The sequence below is a fragment of the Acidobacteriota bacterium genome (genome assembly GCA_040752915.1).
GTDB lineage: Bacteria > Acidobacteriota > UBA4820 > UBA4820 > DSQY01 > JBFLVU01.
Window position 1 is genome coordinate 1 of record JBFMHB010000036.1, and the last position, 16,804, is coordinate 16,804.

The 16,804-nt window shown below is 67.3% G+C and carries 12 protein-coding genes; 7 read left to right on the forward strand and 5 right to left on the reverse strand.

Annotated elements, in window-relative coordinates; all coding sequences use genetic code 11:
• Window positions 1-309: 309 nt before the first annotated feature.
• The 4 genes from infB (at window position 310) to truB (ending at window position 3,847) form a co-directional block, all read left to right on the forward strand.
• Window positions 310-2,172, forward strand: coding sequence for a translation initiation factor IF-2 (infB, locus tag AB1824_08115; GenBank protein MEW5764930.1), 1,863 nt, complete (start codon window positions 310-312; stop codon window positions 2,170-2,172).
• 57 nt (window positions 2,173-2,229) lie between these two features.
• Window positions 2,230-2,529, forward strand: a complete 300-nt coding sequence (locus AB1824_08120) for a DUF503 domain-containing protein (protein ID MEW5764931.1) — start codon at window positions 2,230-2,232, stop codon at window positions 2,527-2,529.
• Window positions 2,530-2,595: 66 nt separating this feature from the next.
• A complete protein-coding gene (gene rbfA / locus AB1824_08125; GenBank protein ID MEW5764932.1) occupies window positions 2,596-2,970 on the forward strand; it encodes a 30S ribosome-binding factor RbfA in 375 nt (124 codons plus the stop codon).
• Entirely contained in the window at window positions 2,957-3,847 is an 891-nt protein-coding gene (truB, locus tag AB1824_08130) for a tRNA pseudouridine(55) synthase TruB (GenBank protein ID MEW5764933.1), read from the forward strand. Before rbfA ends, truB begins: the two co-directional genes overlap by 14 nt.
• A 106-nt stretch (window positions 3,848-3,953) precedes the next feature.
• On the opposite strand, the gene AB1824_08135 is transcribed toward truB, so the two are convergent.
• Entirely contained in the window at window positions 3,954-5,654 is a 1,701-nt protein-coding gene (locus tag AB1824_08135; protein MEW5764934.1) for a PQQ-binding-like beta-propeller repeat protein, read from the reverse strand.
• A 177-nt stretch (window positions 5,655-5,831) separates the two neighbouring features.
• On the opposite strand from AB1824_08135, the gene AB1824_08140 reads away from it, so the two are divergent.
• Window positions 5,832-7,166: an alpha/beta hydrolase-fold protein gene (locus AB1824_08140; GenBank protein MEW5764935.1), complete on the forward strand. Its 1,335-nt coding sequence runs from the start codon at window positions 5,832-5,834 to the stop codon at window positions 7,164-7,166.
• A 259-nt stretch (window positions 7,167-7,425) separates the two neighbouring features.
• Window positions 7,426-9,120 carry a DEAD/DEAH box helicase gene (locus tag AB1824_08145; protein ID MEW5764936.1) on the forward strand — a complete coding sequence of 565 codons (1,695 nt, stop codon included), beginning with the start codon at window positions 7,426-7,428 and terminating at the stop codon, window positions 9,118-9,120.
• A 57-nt stretch (window positions 9,121-9,177) separates the two neighbouring features.
• Here the strand turns inward: AB1824_08145 and grpE are convergent, their stop codons facing one another.
• The 4 genes from grpE to clpB are packed head-to-tail and all read right to left on the reverse strand — an operon-like array spanning window position 9,178 to window position 14,697.
• Entirely contained in the window at window positions 9,178-9,822 is a 645-nt protein-coding gene (gene grpE, locus AB1824_08150) for a nucleotide exchange factor GrpE (protein ID MEW5764937.1), read from the reverse strand.
• Window positions 9,823-9,839: 17 nt separating this feature from the next.
• Window positions 9,840-11,159 carry a trypsin-like peptidase domain-containing protein gene (locus AB1824_08155; GenBank protein MEW5764938.1) on the reverse strand — a complete coding sequence of 440 codons (1,320 nt, stop codon included), beginning with the start codon at window positions 11,157-11,159 and terminating at the stop codon, window positions 9,840-9,842.
• Window positions 11,160-11,196: 37 nt separating this feature from the next.
• On the reverse strand, window positions 11,197-12,045 hold the full coding sequence (gene htpX, locus AB1824_08160; protein ID MEW5764939.1) for a zinc metalloprotease HtpX: 849 nt from the start codon (window positions 12,043-12,045) through the stop codon (window positions 11,197-11,199).
• A 54-nt stretch (window positions 12,046-12,099) separates the two neighbouring features.
• The gene (gene clpB, locus AB1824_08165) at window positions 12,100-14,697 is read right to left on the reverse strand and encodes an ATP-dependent chaperone ClpB (GenBank protein MEW5764940.1); all 2,598 of its coding nucleotides are present in this window, start codon (window positions 14,695-14,697) and stop codon (window positions 12,100-12,102) included.
• A gap of 178 nt (window positions 14,698-14,875) precedes the next feature.
• Here clpB and AB1824_08170 point away from each other — a divergent pair, with 178 nt between their 5' ends.
• Window positions 14,876-16,801 carry a serine/threonine-protein kinase gene (locus tag AB1824_08170; protein ID MEW5764941.1) on the forward strand — a complete coding sequence of 642 codons (1,926 nt, stop codon included), beginning with the start codon at window positions 14,876-14,878 and terminating at the stop codon, window positions 16,799-16,801.
• The last annotated feature ends 3 nt before the right edge of the window (window positions 16,802-16,804 follow it).

The following is a 16,804-nucleotide window of genomic DNA, read 5'->3' on the forward strand; positions in this document are numbered from 1 at the left end:
CCCGCCCCGACCGTTGCGGCGCAACGCCCGGCGGGAGGCGCAGAGGTTCGCCGCCCTCAGGGACCGGCCCAGAGTCCCACTCCTCCGAGGCCCTCCGCCCCCACGGGCGCAAGGCCTCCGGCCGGCCCCGCCCAGCGGCCCGCTCAGGGTCCGTCGCGACCTTCGGGGGCGCCTTCCGGACAAAGACCGCCGGCCCCTGGAAGGCCCGCCGCGGGACCCGGCCGCAGCCGGACGGGACCGGCGCCCGGTGCGCCTGTCGCTCCCCCCCCGCGTCCGGTCGTGGAGGCCCACGCTCCGCGCCCGGCCCCCGTGGACGCGCGGCGGAAGACCAAGCGCGAGCGCCGGCTGGAGAAGCTGCAGGCCCGCGTGGACCGCCAGGAGCGGCTGGACCAGGAGATCCTCGACGCCCAGGCCAAGGCCGAAAAAGGCGAGGCCGTCTTCATCCGGGAAGGAATCACGGTCAAGGAACTGGCCGACAAGCTGTCCGTCAAGGTCAAGGACATCATCGCCAAGCTGATGATGCGGGGGATCCTGGTCACCATCAACCAGCCCCTGGACAGTCAAGTGGCCATCCAGGTGTCCTCCATGTTCGGTTTCCAGGCGGAGGTGATCTCCTTCGAGGACGAACTCGTCCTCACCCAGGAGGACGTCCCGGCCGAAAACAAGACCCCCCGCGCGCCCGTGGTGACGGTCATGGGCCACGTGGACCACGGGAAGTCCTCCCTCCTCGAGGCGATCCACGACGTGGACATCACGAGCAAGGAGTTCGGCGGGATCACCCAGCACATCGGGGCCTACCGAGTGCGCCACGGCGAGAGGGAGTACGTGTTTCTCGACACGCCCGGCCACGAGGCCTTCACCCTCATGCGCGCCCGCGGCGCCCAGGTGACCGACGTCGTCATCCTCGTGGTGGCGGCCGACGACGGGGTCATGCCGCAGACGGTGGAAGCCATCAACCACTGCAAGGCCGCGAACGTACCCTTCGTCGTGGCCGTGAACAAGATGGACAAGCCCGGAGCCGATCCGGACCGGGTCAAGCGCGAACTCATGCAACACGGCATCGTCACCGAGGAGTTCGGCGGCGAAACCGTGGCGGTCCCGGTGTCCGCGAAGTCCAGGCAGGGCATCGAGGAACTGCTGGAAATGGTGGCCCTGGTGGCCGACATGCTGGACCTGGATGCGGCCCCCGATTCCCCCGCCATGGGAACGGTCCTCGAGTCCAAGCTGGACCGCACGCGCGGCCCCGTCGCCACCGTCCTCATCCAGGACGGGACCCTCCGCGTGGGGGACTTCTTCCTGTGCGGCTCCACCTTCGGCCACGTGCGCGGGTTGTTCGACGACAAGGGCGAGCGCGTGGAGGAGGCCGGGCCAAGCACGCCTGTGGAGATTCTCGGCTTCTCCGAAGTGCCCGCCGTCGGGTCCGTCTTCCAGGCCATGCTGGATGAGGCCAAGGCCCGGCAGGTCGCGGCCTTCCGGAAGGAGCAGGAAAAGGCCAAGGCGCTGAGGTCCTCCAAGGTGCGGCTCGAGAACGTCTTCGGCGCCATCAAGCAGGGCGAGATCCAGGAGCTTTCCGTGATCCTGAAGGCGGACGTGCAGGGATCCCTGGAGGCCATCGCCCAGCAGGTCCAGGACCTCTCCACCGAGGAGGTGAAGATCGCCGTCGTCCACAAGGGAGTCGGCGCCGTCTCCGAGGGCGACGTCCTTCTGGCCTCCGCCAGCAACGCCATCATCATCGGCTTCAACGTGAGACCCGAGCGCAAAGCCGCGGAGGTGGCCAAGAACGAAGGCGTGGAGATCGCCCTGTTCACGGTCATTTACGATCTGGTGGATCGGCTGAAGCTGGCCCTGACGGGTATGCTCAAACCCATTGAACAAGAGGTCATCCTGGGCCACGCCGAAGTCAAGGAGATCTTCAAGGTCTCCAAGGTGGGGACCATCGCCGGGTGCATCGTGTCCGATGGCCGGATCCCGCGAACGGCCCAGATCCGGGTGCTGAGGGACAACGTGGTGGTGCACACGGGCCGGATCGGCTCCCTCAAGCGCTTCAAGGATGACGCTTCGGAGGTGAAGGAAGGCCTCGAGTGCGGCATCGGGCTCGAGAACTTCAACGATGTGAAGCCGGGCGACGTGCTGGAGGCCTTCGAGATCCAGATCCAGGAGCGGACGCTCTAGTAGGCCTTATCCTTGGGCACGGGCCCGGTGTGGGGTCGCTCCGAGGGAGGGTTTCCCATGCGTCAGCCCGAACGCGCCGTGGTGGCGGTGGTCCGGGTGGATTTCAGATTGCAGGCCTCCAGGAGCCTGAAGGACAAGCGGTCGGTCATCAAGTCTTTCAGGGAGAAGGCCCAGGGGCGATTCGGGGTGGCCTCCTGCGAGAGCGGGTACCTGGAAGACGCCGGCATGGCCTCCCTCACCCTCGCCGCCCTGGCCGGTCGGGAGTCCGCCGCCCGGGACCGGCTGAGGACGGCGGTTGCCTTTCTGGAGGACCACTACGAGGTGGAGGTCTTCGCGGCCGTCGAGGAAGTGTACTGACGCGCCGGGAGGTCCGGCGGCACGACGAGGGAGCCGGAACCACCGGCGGCTCCAGCAGGTGAGTGGATGCGGCGCTTCGCGAAATCGGACAAGGTGGGAGACCTTCTCCGCCATGGCATCTCCAACGCCCTGCTCCAGGAATTGAACGACGCCCGCCTCCGGTGGATCTCCGTCACCGAGGTCCAGGTGAACCGGGACCTGTCGGTGGCGAGGGTGTTCTACACCGTCGTGGAACCCAACCTGGACCGCAAGGGCGCCGCCGAGGCCCTCTCCGAGAATGTCCGGCCTTTGAAGGCCTACCTTTCTTCCCGCCTCCATCTCCGGCAGCTCCCGGAGATTCGGTTCGCCTTCGACGAAACGGCGGAAAGCGCCCGCCGCATCGAGGACCTGCTCGCATCCCTTCACCGCGGGGAAGAGGAGGGCGGCCGTGACTCAGGCTGAAGTTTCGCCGCACGGTCTCATCCTCCTCGACAAGCCATCGGGGATGACCTCTCACGACTGTGTCCAGGCCCTGCGACGCCTCTGTCCGAGAAGGTTCAAGGTGGGTCACGGCGGAACCCTGGACCCCTTTTGCACGGGCCTTCTCATCCTCCTGCTGGGGAAGGGCACCCGTCTGGCGCGGTTCTTCCAAGGGATGGACAAGGCCTACGAGGGGGTCATCCGGTTCGGGGAGGGGACGGACACCTACGACCGCGACGGGACCGTGGTCGCCACCGGAGATCCGCCCCATCTTTCCGCCTCCGAATGGCAGGAGGCCGCCAACCGCTTCGTGGGCCCGTTCCAGCAGATCCCTCCGGCCTTCTCGGCCAAAAGGATCGGCCACGTGCGGGCGTACGAGATGGCTCGAAAGGGGGAAGTCCCCGACCTGGCGCCCGTCTCCATCCAGATTTACAGGTTTGAGGTCTCACCGGTGGACGCCCGGGACCTCCACTTCAGGCTCCGCTGTTCCTCCGGAACCTACGTGAGGGCCCTCGCGCGCGACCTGGGAGCCGCCGTCGGCTCTCCCGCCCACTGCTTCCAGCTGTGCCGGACCGAAGTGGGGCCCTATTCGGTGCATGGCGCCAATCCCCTGGATGATCCCTTCGCGCCGAGCGGGTTCCTGCCCTTCGATGCCCTGGATCTCGGCTTTCCGACCTTCCAGGCCACGGATCGTGAGGAACGCCTGTTCCTCAACGGGCAAGACGTGGCGGCCCCCAAGGGACTTCAGGGACGGGAGGGGATGGTCAAGGTCCTGGCCCCGGACGGAAGGTTCCTCGCCCTCGCCCGGGTGGATGCGCGCCTCCTCCACCCGACGGTCGTCTTCCCCGAGAAGGACTGAGGAGGGCCCCTGCTTCGCAGGGGCCGCCCGGGGCCGACGCCTCAGGCCGCCCATGAAGAAAGAGGGCCCCCTCGGGGGCCCTCTTCGTTGATTCCGGGACGCTCGCTCAGTGGGTCTTGTCCAGCGTGAAGCTGCGGGTCGTGACCTCGCCGCCGATCCGGCCGATGACCCTCCAATAGACGGTCACCTGCGGATTGGGGACCAGGTTGGCGGCCGCGAGGACCTTGGCCCATTTCTTGTCGGAAGGCTTCCACGACGTCGCCCGGATCCACTTCTTGGTCTTCGACGAACTGGTCACGACGGGGGTGGTGAAGGTCGGGTCCATGGAGACCAGAACCTGGTACTGGTTGTCCACGAGGTTGTCCAGCCAGGTGAAGGTGGGGGGGCCCTGGCTCACGTTGTGCACCGGAGCAGGGTTGTCGAAGGTGACGGTGACGGTGTCCACGCCCACGTTTCCCGCCGAATCGGTGGCCAAAAGGGAGATGTCGTAGGTCCCGTCGTCGAACAGGGCGGAATTCGTCGACCAGAGCAGGGTGCCGACGTCCGAAGAGGCCACCTTGGACTGGCCGATGTAGAGCTCCACCTTCCCCAGGGAAAAGTCGTCCGAGGCCGTCCCGTTTACCGTGAACGCGCCCGTGATGACCGATCCGTCACCCGGGGAATGGATGGCCGTGAAAGGCTCGTCATCCCGGCGCTGAACGTGGCGCGCCGACATGCCACCCTGACTCCAGGAGCCTCCGGGACCCGCGGGGACCGCATACGCGGCGAGGACCTGGGTGCCCGGCCCCGTTCGAGTGACGATTCGCCCCTTGATCCCCCAACCGAGCAGGACGGCTTCCTTCCCCGCCCCCATGCTGGGCATGTATCCGTAGAACGATCCGTCCACCGCATCGAACCAGGCGATGACCCCGGTGGCGTCCAGGTAGGCGACGATTCCATTGCGGTCCACCGCCATGGAGGCCGTGACCTCCGGGGTCCACTCGGTGTTGACGTCGGAGAACACCCACAGGATGGCCCCGGTGGAGACGTCCAGCCCGTAGATCTCGCTCCCCCCATCGTCCGCCACCACGAGGGTGTCCCCGTAAATGACGGGCGCCATGCGCTTGACCAGGAGGAGGCCGCCTTGCTGGTCCCGGGCCTCCCAGAGGAACTGGCCGTGGACGTCGTAGACGTCCAGGATGCCCTCCCGGATGTAGAACAGGTCGTCGTACCGGTCCATGACCACGGGAACCTTGGAGGCGTTGAAGAAGTTCTTCCTCCAGATGACCATCCCCGAATTGGGGTTCACGGCATGCATGAAGTTGTCGCCGGTGATGTAGACGGTCCCGTCGTGCCCGACCGTGGGCGGCCCCACCTCCGTCCCCAGGTGGACGTGGAAGCGCTGGCTGCCGTCCGGGTTGAGGGCGTAAAGGTCGCCGTCCTTTCCACCGAAGTAGATCTTTCCGTCGGCGGCCACCGCGAGAGGGGTGGCCGGTACGGCTCCGACGGATTGCTTCCAGATCATGTTCCCGGCCGTGGAGTAAGCCCGGATCTCCAGGGAGGAGGTGCCGAAATAAAGCACCCCCCCATGAAGGACGATGGGCGTGACGATCAGTCCTCCCGGTTTGACGGCCCAGGCGGGTGTACCCTGGGGCGTGAGGGCGCGGAGCTTTTCGTCGTCCGTGGCGAAGTACACGGAACCGTCGTTGCCCAGAGTGGGAGCGAAGAGGATGGTCGCGGGCCCGTTGTATTGCCACAAAGGCTCGTAGCTCGCCTGGACGGCGAGCGTCGCCAAGAGAAACAGGACACCCCATAGGACACGGCGCATGTTCTCCTCCTCCGTCTCATCTGAATATAGCATGCGAATTATTGGTTTGCAACTTTCTGAAACCAATAGCAAATCCCTCCACCCCGCCCCGCGCAACCTTGAAGGCCGGAATCCGTACCATAGGGACAGCCTCCCGGGTGCCCCGACGGCGCCTTCACCGGGGGGCGGGAGGTGACCGTGGGGACCCGATTCGCCCTGGCCCTGGCTGCGTTGTGCCTGGCAGGATCCGCCGGGGCGCAAACCCCGGCGGCGCTGGAACCGGGCGTCGTCCATCCGAAGGTGCTCTGCCAGGGGGACCCCTCTCATTCGTACGCCCTCTACCTGCCCCGAGGCTACCATCCCGGACGACCCTGGCCCGTCCTGTTCTGCCTGTCGCCGACGGGCCAGGGGGAAGTCCCCCTTCGCCTCGTGAAGGACGCCGCCGAGGCCGGGGGCTACATCGTGGCCGCCTCCAACGACTCCCGAAACGGCCCCTGGCAACCCATCCTGGAGGCCCAGCAGGCCCTCTGGAAAGACGTCTCCGCCCGTTTCCCGATGGCCTCCTCCGGACACCTGGCCATGGGCTTCTCCGGTGGGGCCCGGGCGGCGCTCCACCTGGCCCTCACGCACAGGGACCGCTTCCGCGGCGTGATCTCCTGCGGGGCCTTCTACGCGGAGCAGAAGGACCTTCCCAGGAAGAGCGGCCTCTCCCTCTACCTGCTGACCGGGAACAGGGATTTCAACCGCTTCGAGATGGGGCGCGCCCTGGAAACCGAACCAAAAAGAGGAAATCGCGTTTGGTTGCAGGTCTTTGAGGGAAAGCACCGGTGGCCCGATGCGGCCCAATTCGGCCAGGCCCTCGCCTTCTTCGCGGCGGAGGAAGCCTCCCCCGGCGACCCCCTCCGAAGCCGGTGGGCCGCCGACCGCGCCGGAGAGGCGGAGGATCTCCTTCAAAAGGGCCGCTCCTATGAGGCCTATCGCCTGTTCACCCAGATCGCCCGGCTGTACCCGGAGGTGCCCGCTGGAGCGGCCGCCGCCGGAAAGGCCGCCGCCCTCGAGCGCACGGAAGAGGTGATCTCGGCCCGGGCCCGCGACCGGCGCTTCGAGGACCTTTGGGGACGCCTGAAGGCCGTCTCCAGCCAGGACCAGCTCCTGGGCCTGATCCGGGAACTGAGAAAGCTGAAGGCGGCCGGGGGCGAGGACTCGGAGGACGCCGAGGACCTGCTTCAACTGAACGCGCTCTCTCTGGAACAGCTCGGAGTCCAGCTCCTTCGGGCGGGCCGCTACGACGAGGCCGCCTTCTGCCTGGAGACCGCGGCCCTCGTCTTGCCAAGCCACTCGATCCTGAACTACAACGCCGCGTGCGCCCTGGCGAGGGCGGGGCGGAGCGAATCGGCCATGGAATTCCTGGAAAAGGCGGTGGCCGCCGGTTTCAAAGACCGCGCCCTGGCCTCGAAAGATTCCGATCTGGATTCCCTTCGCAAGCATCCCCGGTTCCAGCGGCTCCTCGACGGGATGGGTCCGGGATCGTGAAGGGCTCCCGGAGGGCGTCCGCCGGCCCGCCCGTCGCCTCTGCCCTTGCAATTTTCGGCGTGATGTGGGATAAGGGCTTCTTCGCGTCCGACGATCCCGTCGCCTGCGGCCCCTACCTCGGGGAGTCCTGCGGCGGAGATCCAGGGCTCAAACGGCGGTTTCCCCGGCGATCCCACCGTTTCCGACAACCGCAGGCCGGAACCTGACGCAGGGTGTATCCGCGCGCGGCGCGGCGCACCGCGAGCGTCGCAGGAAATTCATGTCGTTTTCCACCTTCGGTCTCCACCCGAACCTCCTCCAGGCCCTGGGGGATCTGGAATTCACCCGACCCACCCCGATTCAGGAAAAGGCCCTCCCGCCCCTTCTCAAGGGACGGCACGTCCTGGCCGCCGCGGCCACGGGAAGCGGAAAGACGGCGGCCTTTCTCCTCCCGATTCTCCAGCGGTTCCTGGACCGCCCGGGCAAGGGGACCCGCGCCCTCATCCTCGCACCGACCCGCGAGCTGGCGGCCCAGATCGCCGACCACCTTCAGGCCCTGGCCCGCCACACGCCGATCCGCGGGGTCGCCATTTACGGGGGCGTGGGCATGGAGCCCCAGATCAAGGCCCTCAAGAAAGGCGTGGAAGTCGTGATCGCCACGCCGGGACGGCTCCTGGATCACATGCAGTATCCGTACACGCGATTGGATGCGTTGGAGTTTCTGGTTCTCGACGAGGCGGACCGGATGCTGGACATGGGTTTCCTGCCGGATGTCCGACGGATCCTCGACCGGCTTCCCAAGTCCAGGCAGACCATGCTCTTTTCAGCCACGCTTCCCCTGCCCATCGTGGAGCTGGCCAGCGAGATGCTGGCAAACCCGGTGGCCATCAACGTGGAGCAGAAATCCGAGCCCGCCGCGGGCATCAACCACTCGGCCTACCCCGTCCCCCACGAATTGAAGTCCCACCTCCTGCTGGAAATCCTCAAGCTCCCGGAGGCCCGCAGCGTCCTCGCCTTCACCCGGACGAAGCACAGGGCCAACCGCCTTGGAGACTTCCTGGAGAAGCGCGGAGTTTCCTGCGCCCGGATCCACGGCGGCCGGAGCCAGTTTCAGAGGACCGAGGCCATGACGGGCTTCAAGGCGGGCAGGTATCAGGTCCTGGTGGCCACGGACATCGCCTCCCGCGGCATTGACGTGGAGGCCCTCGGGCTCGTGGTGAACTTCGACGTGCCCCATCTCCCCGAGGAGTACATCCACCGTGTGGGCCGCACCGCGAGGGCCCAGGCGACGGGAGAGGCCTTCACGCTCGTTTCGCCGCAGGAGGAGGGCGATTTCCGCGAAATCGAGCGGCACCTTGGATGGAAGATCCCCCGGCGAACGATGGAGGGCTTCGACTACACCCGGCGGCCCGAGGAAAAGTTCGAGGTCCCCCTGGCCGAGCGGATTGCCGCCATCCGCAAGCGCAAAGCCGAGGAGAGGGCCCGGTCCAAGTCCAAAGCAGAGCGCCGGGCGGCGGCCGAGCGGACCCTCCGGAAGGGCTCCGCGGCGGACCGGGAGTCGGGATCCCACCGGGCCGGCGACGTTGCCTTCCGGCCCGAGGAGGGAAGCGCCGCCGCGAGGTCGGCCTCTCCCGGTAAAGGACGGGGGAAGCCCCCCCGCAGGTCGCACCCGGAAGGTCCCGGCGCCCGGGGAAAGGGACAGCCGCGCGGGTCGGGTGCACAACGACCCGGGTGGAAGCCGAGGCACGGTTCCGCTCCCCCGGCGCGTGAAACGGGGCCTTCGATGCCGGGACCGCTTGTCCTTGAATCGAGGGAACCGTCGAACCTTCCCGACACCTCGGGCACCCGACAGGACACCTTCATCTCCCACCGGGATTCTCTGGCGGGACGGAGCCACTGGGGCCAGACCTGGAGGAAGAAGTTCGGCGGCCGCCCGGCAGAGCACGTCCCCGAGGAAAGCCAGCCCGATTCCTGAGCGGGCGGGCCCGATCCGGGGCCCCGGAGGGCGCCCGGGGCCCTTCGCCGCGGCTCGTCAGCCTTCGCCGGTGGCGGCATCCTGGGGACCGGTCCCCACGGCAACCTTGGCCGGCCGCAAGAGGGAATCCCCCTGGCGGTACCCGGCCTGAAGCAGACCGGCGACCTTCCCCTTCTCCCCGGGCTGAAGCGCCACGGCCTCCATGATCGTCGGGTCGAACGCGTCCCCACAGGCGGGTGAGAACCGGATGCAGGACCTGCGCTCCAGGAATTGGGCGAACCGGCTCGAAACCAGCGAAAGGCCTTTGGCCACGGAGGGAGTGTCGGCGGCGAGGGCCGCGGCCCGGTCCAGGTCATCCATGATGTCCAATATATCCAGCAGGGTGGCCTTTTCCCGGTCGGCGAAGCGCCGCTCCAGATCCAGGGCCACTCGCTCCCTGGACCTCCTCGCCTCCTCCTCCAACTCCGCCAGCCGCTCTTTCAGGCGCGCCTCGGCGCGGGCGACCCGCCCCTCCAGCTCCTCCACGTACGTCGGCTTCAGATTGGGTTCGGCGGCGCCCACCTCCACGGTTCCATCCTCCTCGCGGCCCACCCGCCTCCGATCCACAACGGAAACGGGGTTCTTGTGCGCACGGGGGGCGGGATCGCGTTCGCCGGGTGTCTCGGTTGCCCGCTCGGGCGAAGGACACGGTTCAGCCTTCATGGCGTATCTCCCGAAGTTTATTGCGACAGCAGGTCCAGGGTCACGTAGTAGGTCCAGGGGCCTCTTCCCACGCTGATGGGCAGGCCCGTCGAGCCAAGGGCCGAGCGGGACTGGGCGAGGAAATCCTCCGGGTTCTCGACGGGCTGGTCCATGACCGCCAGGATCGTGTCCCCGCTCCGGAGGCCCACCGCTTCGGCGGGCGAGCCACGGCGCACGGCCGCGACTTCAAGGGCCCGGCCCTCCGACGCCACCCGAATGCCCAGCAGTTCCCACGCCATGGCGGGCGTCAGCCGTTCGGGCATCAGGCGGGCCTCCACCGTGGCCGAAAAGCGCTTCCCATCCCGAAGGCCCGCGAGGGTGATCTTCTGACCGGGGTTCAGAAGCGCCATCCGCGCGTTCAGGTCCCCAGCCCCGTCCAGGGTCTTTCCGTCCACGGAGGTGATGAAATCGTCCTTCTGAAGGGCGTCTTGAGGATAGGCGAAGGGGTAGGTCCGCGCGACGACCGCCCCGGAGGACTGGCCGAGCCTTTTCTTGTACGACTCGCTGGGATCGAGGACCAAGACGCCCAGCCAGGTGGGCCGGACCTTTCCGTAGGCTTTCAGCTGTTCCATCACGCGCCGGGCGCGGTTGATGGGGATGGCGAAGCCGATGCTCTGGGCCTGGCGGATGATGGCGGTATTGACTCCGATCACCTCCCCAAGGATATTGAGCAGCGGCCCCCCCGAATTCCCCGGATTGATGGGGGCGTCCGTCTGGAGGAAGTCCGAGAACTGGCGGTCGCCCGCCGCGACGGTCCGCCCCACCGCGGAGAGGACGCCCACGGACACCGTGTTGGAGAGTCCGAAGGGATTTCCAACGGCGATGACGGTCTCCCCGATCATGAGGTCGTCCGAGCGCCCGAGGCGCGCCGAAGGAAAGGGGCCGCCTCCCTCCAATTTCAAGAGAGCGAGATCCATCTCGGGAGCCGACCCCACCACCCGGGCCGGAAACTGCCTTCCGTCGTTGAGCGTCACCCGGATGTTGGCGCCGCCCATGATCACGTGCTCGTTGGTAAGGACGTAGCCGGCGGAATCGATGATCACGCCGGACCCCAACGAGTTCTCCTCGCCGCGGGGAGGCCCGCCTCCGGGGAAGTCCTCCCCGAACAGGTCCCAGAAGGGGCCCGAGAACGGATTCTTCACCCGCTGCTGGGAGGAGATGTACACCACCGAAGGCGCCACCTCCCTCACCACGCGGACGACCTGCGTCTCCCGCTGGGCTCGGGTTCCCTGGGCAGGCACCCAAAGCGTGGACAGGGCAAGGACCGCCGCCGCGACGCTCGCTCTCGCGCTTTGCATTTCGGATTCCCCCGCAGAACCGGGTCCCGCGACCCCGTCAGCCCCTCATTCCCATGAGCCTTTCGATCCGCTTGGGGATCGGCGGGTGCGTGGAGAACAGGCTGAACAGGCCGCCCCCGGTGAACGGCTTGACGATGAACATGTGGGACGTGGCGGGGCTCGCCTGCAGGGGAACCCGCTTGGACCAGGCGTCCAGCTTCTTGAGCGCCTCCGCCAAGCCATACGGGTTTCCGGCGTAGGAGGCCCCGCCCGCATCGGCGGCGTATTCCCGGGATCGGGAGATCGCCATCTGGATGAGCAACGCGGCGATGGGCGCCACCACGGCCGCGACGAGCAGACCGATGGGATTGAAGCCGCCTTCGCGGTCGTCGCTTCGGCCGCCGCCGAAGATGGCGGCCCACCGAGCCATGCTCGCGATAAACATGATCGCCGAGGCGATGGAGGCGGCCACCGTGCCGATGAGGATGTCGCGGTGCTTCACGTGGGCGAGTTCGTGGGCCAGTACGCCCTTGAGTTCCTCCTCCGAAAGGAGGCGGACGATGCCGTCCGTCACCGCCACCGCCGCGTGCTCGGGGTTGCGCCCCGTGGCGAAGGCGTTGGGGCTCTCGTCGGGGATCCGGTACACCCGTGGCTTGGGGATTCCGGCCCGCTGACTGAGCTCGCTCACTACCGCGTGCAGGCGCGGGGCCTCGGCCTCCGTCACTTCTCTGGCCTGGTAGGAGGCCAGGACCATCTTGTCGGAAAACCAGTAGGAGAAGAAATTAATCGCAAGCGAAATGAAGAAGGCGATCATCGCCCCGCGCTGACCCGCCACGGCGCCGCCCACGAGCATGAGGAGCCCGGCCAGCGCCGCAAAGAGCACCATCGTTCTGAACCAATTTCCCATGACCGTCCTCCAAGACCCATCCGGAAGGGCCGAGCCCCCGGATCGCGGGCCCGACTACTGTAACACTTCAGCCACCCGTTCGAATGCCGGCTCGCCCGCCCCCATGGTCACGCGCACCCGGTCGCCGGAGACGAACCGCCCCGCCAGCACCTCTTGGGCCAGCTTGTTTTCCAGGTGCCTCTGGATCGCCCTTCGCAGCGGCCGGGCCCCGTAGTCCGGGTCCCAACCCGCCTCCGCGAGGAAGGACTTGACCTCCGGGGCGACCTCCAGGGCCAGTCCCCTCTCCTCGAGTCGCCGGGCGAGCCTTCCGAGCTGGATGTCCACGACGGCTTCCAGGTCTCTCCTGGAAAGGGATCGGAAGAAGATCACCTCGTCCAGACGGTTCAGGAACTCGGGACGGAAGGTGGACTTGAGGTCCTGGAAGATTCGCTCCCTGGCGGCCGCGCCGCCCTCCCCCTCCAGTTCTCCCATCCAACGCGAACCCACGTTGCTCGTCATGACGAGGAGGGTTTGCGTGAAGTCGACCGTCCGGCCCTTCCCGTCCGTGAGCCGGCCGTCCTCGAGGACCTGGAGGAGCACGTTGAACACGTCGGGGTGGGCCTTTTCGACCTCGTCCAGAAGAACCACGCTGTACGGCCGCCGGTGAACGGCCTCCGTGAGCTGTCCTCCCTCCTCGTATCCCACGTACCCGGGAGGGGCCCCGATGAGACGGGCCACCGAGTGCTTTTCCATGTACTCGCTCATGTCCAGCCGGACCATGGCCCGCTCGTCGTCGAAGAGGAATTCGGCCAGGGCGCGGCACAGTTCCGTCTTCCCTACCCCCGTGGGCCCCATGAACAGGAAGGAGCCGATGGGTCGCCGGGGATCGGCGAGTCCGGAACGGGACCGCCGCACGGCGTCGGACACGGCGGACACGGCCTGGTCCTGCCCGACCACCCGGGTTTCGAGACGCTCCTCCATGTGTAGGAGCTTCTGGCGCTCGCCTTCGAGCATCCGGGCCACGGGGATCCCCGTCCAGGCCGAAACGACCTGGGCCACGTCCTCCTCCTCCACCTCCTCCTTGAGGAGGGGGGAGCCCTTTTGGCTTCCCCTGAGCCTCTCCTGGACCTCGCGGAGGCGGGCCTCGGCCCCGGGCAGCCGGCCGTACCTCAACCGGGCCGCCTCGTCGAAGTTGCCGATGCGCTCGGCCCGCTCGGCTTCCCCTCGAAGGTTCTCGATTTCCTTTCGGATGGACTGGATCTCGCGGATCGCGTCCCGCTCCGCCTGCCACCGGGCGCGCAGGGCGCGTCCCCGCTCCTCGAGGCCGGAGAGTTCCTTCTCGATCTCCTCCAGGCGGGCCAGGGAGGCCGGGTCGCTCTCCTTGGTCAGCGCCTGCTTTTCGATCTGGAGGGATGCCACCCTCCGCTCCACCCCATCGAGTTCGTAGGGTCTCGAATCGATCTGGATCCGCAGGCGGGCCGCCGATTCGTCCACGAGGTCGATGGCCTTGTCGGGCAGCCGGCGGTCGGGGAGGTACCGGTGGGACAGCGTCACGGCGGCCACCAGGGCCGCATCGCGGATCCGCACCCCGTGATGGACTTCCAGCCGCTCTTTGAGGCCCCGCAAGATGCCCACCGAGTCCTCCACCGAAGGCTCTCCCACGAACACGGGTTGAAAGCGGCGCTCCAGGGCCGGGTCCTTTTCCACGTGCTTTCGGTACTCGGCGAGCGTCGTGGCCCCGATGGCGTGCAATTCACCCCTGGCCAACGCGGGCTTGAGGATGTTCGCGGCATCCATGGCGCCCTCGGCGGCGCCCGCCCCAACGAGGGTGTGCAACTCGTCGATGAACAGGATGATGCCGCCCTCGGAGGTGACGATCTCTTTGACCACGGCCTTGAGCCGGTCCTCGAATTCGCCTCGGAACTTGGTCCCCGCGATGAGCGAGGCGAGGTCCAGCTGAACCAGCCGCTTGTCCTTCAGCGATTCGGGCACGTCGCCGTCGGAGATCCTCAGAGCGAGCCCCTCCACGATGGCCGTCTTGCCCACTCCAGGATCCCCCACGAGCACGGGGTTGTTCTTCGTCCGGCGCGCCAGGACCTGGGTCAGGCGCCGGATCTCTTCATCGCGGCCGATGACCGGATCGAGGCGCCGGAGCCGCGCCAGCTCCGTAAGGTCCCTCCCGTATTGCTCGAGCGCCTGGTACTTGCCTTCGGGATTGGGGTCGGTGATGCGCTGGGCGCCTCGGATTTCCTGGAGGGCCGCCATGAGGCGCTCGGGGGTGACCTTGGAGGCCGCCAGGGCCCGCCCCGCCTCCGAGTTCTGGGCCTCCAGAGCGGCCGCCAGGAGGTGTTCCGTCGAAGTGTAGTCGTCCTTAAAGAACCTCGCCTGGGCGTGGGCCGCGTCGAGAAGTCCGAGGGAGTCCCGGGACAGGACGGGATCGCTTCCTCCCTGGACCTTGGGCAAGCGGTCCAGGGCCGCCTGGAGACGGTTGGTCAGCGGAAGGGGGTCCACTCCGAGCTTGTCCAGGACCCCTCGGACCACTCCGCCCTCCTGGCGGAGCGCCGCCAGGACCAGGTGTTCGGGAACCAGCTCCGGATTGCCGCGCCTCTTGGCTTCTTCAAAGGCGGCCTGGATAACCTCTTTGAACTTGTCTGTGAACCGATCCCAGTTCATTTCCATCCTCTCCACGGCGGCCCTTTCTGGATCAGGGCTCCATATCTAAGCCGGATTACAGTATATATCCTTAGCATATTGATGTCAAGTTTGTGGAGAGACCCAGCGCAAGGCCGACGGGAAGGGGGCTTCCCCGAGGAGTCCCTCTTGTGACAGAATGCAAACATAGGCGGCGAACATGGAGGAATCGGTCCAGGTCGGGCGATACCAGGTTCAGGAGGTCATCGGCAAGGGGGCGATGGGCGTGGTCTACCTCGCCTACGACCCCCAAATCGGCCGCCGGGTGGCTCTGAAGACCATCCGGCCCGCCGAAGGCGCCCGTCCGCAGGAGGTGGCCGAAAACCGGGAGCGGTTCCAGCGAGAGGCCCGCGCCGCCGGCAGCCTGCTCCATCCCAATATCGTGACGATCTTCGACGTCTTCGAAGACAGAGGCACCCTTTACATCGCGATGGAGTACGTCCAGGGCCGGCTCCTGGAGGATTTTTGCTCCAAGAAGACCCTGCTCGCCCCGGAGCGCGCCGTCAGGCTTGTAATGCAGGGCCTGGCGGCCCTTCAGTACGCCCACAAGCGGGGCATCGTCCACCGCGACATCAAGCCCGCCAACCTGATGGTCCTCGAAGACGAGGAAACCCTGAAAGTGATGGATTTCGGCGTCGCGCGGGAGGCGGGGGCGCACCTGACTCAGGCGGGATTCGTGGTGGGCACGCCCCACTACATGTCTCCGGAACAGATCGAGGGCCGCCCCCTCGACGGGCGCTCGGACGTCTTCTCCATGGGGGTCGTTCTGTACGAGTTGTTGGCCGGTGAAAGGCCCTTCCCCGGGGAATCGATCTCCACCGTGATCTATCGGATCCTCCACGACCGGCCGGCTTCCCTGGCGGAGGTCAGCCCCCGGCTTCCACGGGCGCTGGACCACATCCTCGCCAAGGCCCTGGCCAAGGACCCCTCTCAGCGGTTTGCGTCGGCCCAAGCCTTCCAGGAAGCCCTGGCGGAGTTCCTCGAAACGGGCGCATGGGAGGACCAGCCGCTGAGCGCCGTGGAAGAGACCTTCCCTTCGGGCGAGGGCCTTCTTCCCCCTCCCCCCTCGGCGCGGATCCGTCGCAAACGGCCCGGCCGGCTGTCCAGGCGCATCTGGGTCGGGGCGGGCCTTCTCATCACCGTCGGGGTCGTGCTCCTGGTGGCCACGGCCTTGCTCCGCGGCCGCGCGGGGGACCCGCCTGGAACGACAATCGGTGCCGGCGCGGAGAAGCTTCCCCGGGCGGTCTCGGTGGTCACCGATCCGCCGGGGGCCTCGCTGTTCCTCGACGGACAGCCGGTGGACGCCGTGACCCTGGCCGTGGATGACCGGGCCCCCCATGTGGTGGAGGCGCGCCTGGGGTGCCGTTACGGCCGGGCTGAACTCGACGGCGCGCGTCTCGTTTCCATGCTGACCATTCCCCTGACACCCGGGCCCTTCCGCCTTCCTGTCGCCTCGGACCCCCCGGGAGCCTCCCTCATCGTGAACGGGGTGGACACGGGGCTCAAGACGCCGGCCGAACTCCCCCGCGATGGGTGCGAGCCCTTTCAACTGGAACTCCGGCTGGAAGGATCGGCGCCCTACCGGATCGACGTGGACCCCTCCTCCGGAACGGCCTCCCTGTCCGCCGTGCTGGAAAAGGAGCCCGAAAAGGGCTCGTTGCGGGTTGTGGGAGGCTCTGATAACATTCAGATTTTCGAGGGCACTCGTCTGCTGGGCCGTCCGGGGCAGACCTTCATTTTACCGGCGGGCGAGCACGTCTTGACGTTCGTGAACTCCACCCTCCGTGGCTCCATCGAGCGGCGGGTGGTGGTGGAGGCCGGGGCCACGGTTTCCCTTCGTGCCCCGGAGTTTCGGACCGGGCGGGTGTTCCTGTACGGAACGCCCGTCGAGGATGGCAAGGTGGCGGTGGATGGCGAGTACTTCGAGGACCTCCCCCTCATTGGAAGCCAGCCCCTCTCCGTGGGCTCGCACCGCTTCGTGGTCACGGCATCGGACGGGCGAAAAGTGGCCTTCACGTGGAACGTCCGGGAGGGCGACCAGACCCGCGTGGTGGATTTCGACGCAGGCCGGGCCCAGGCTCCTTAGCCT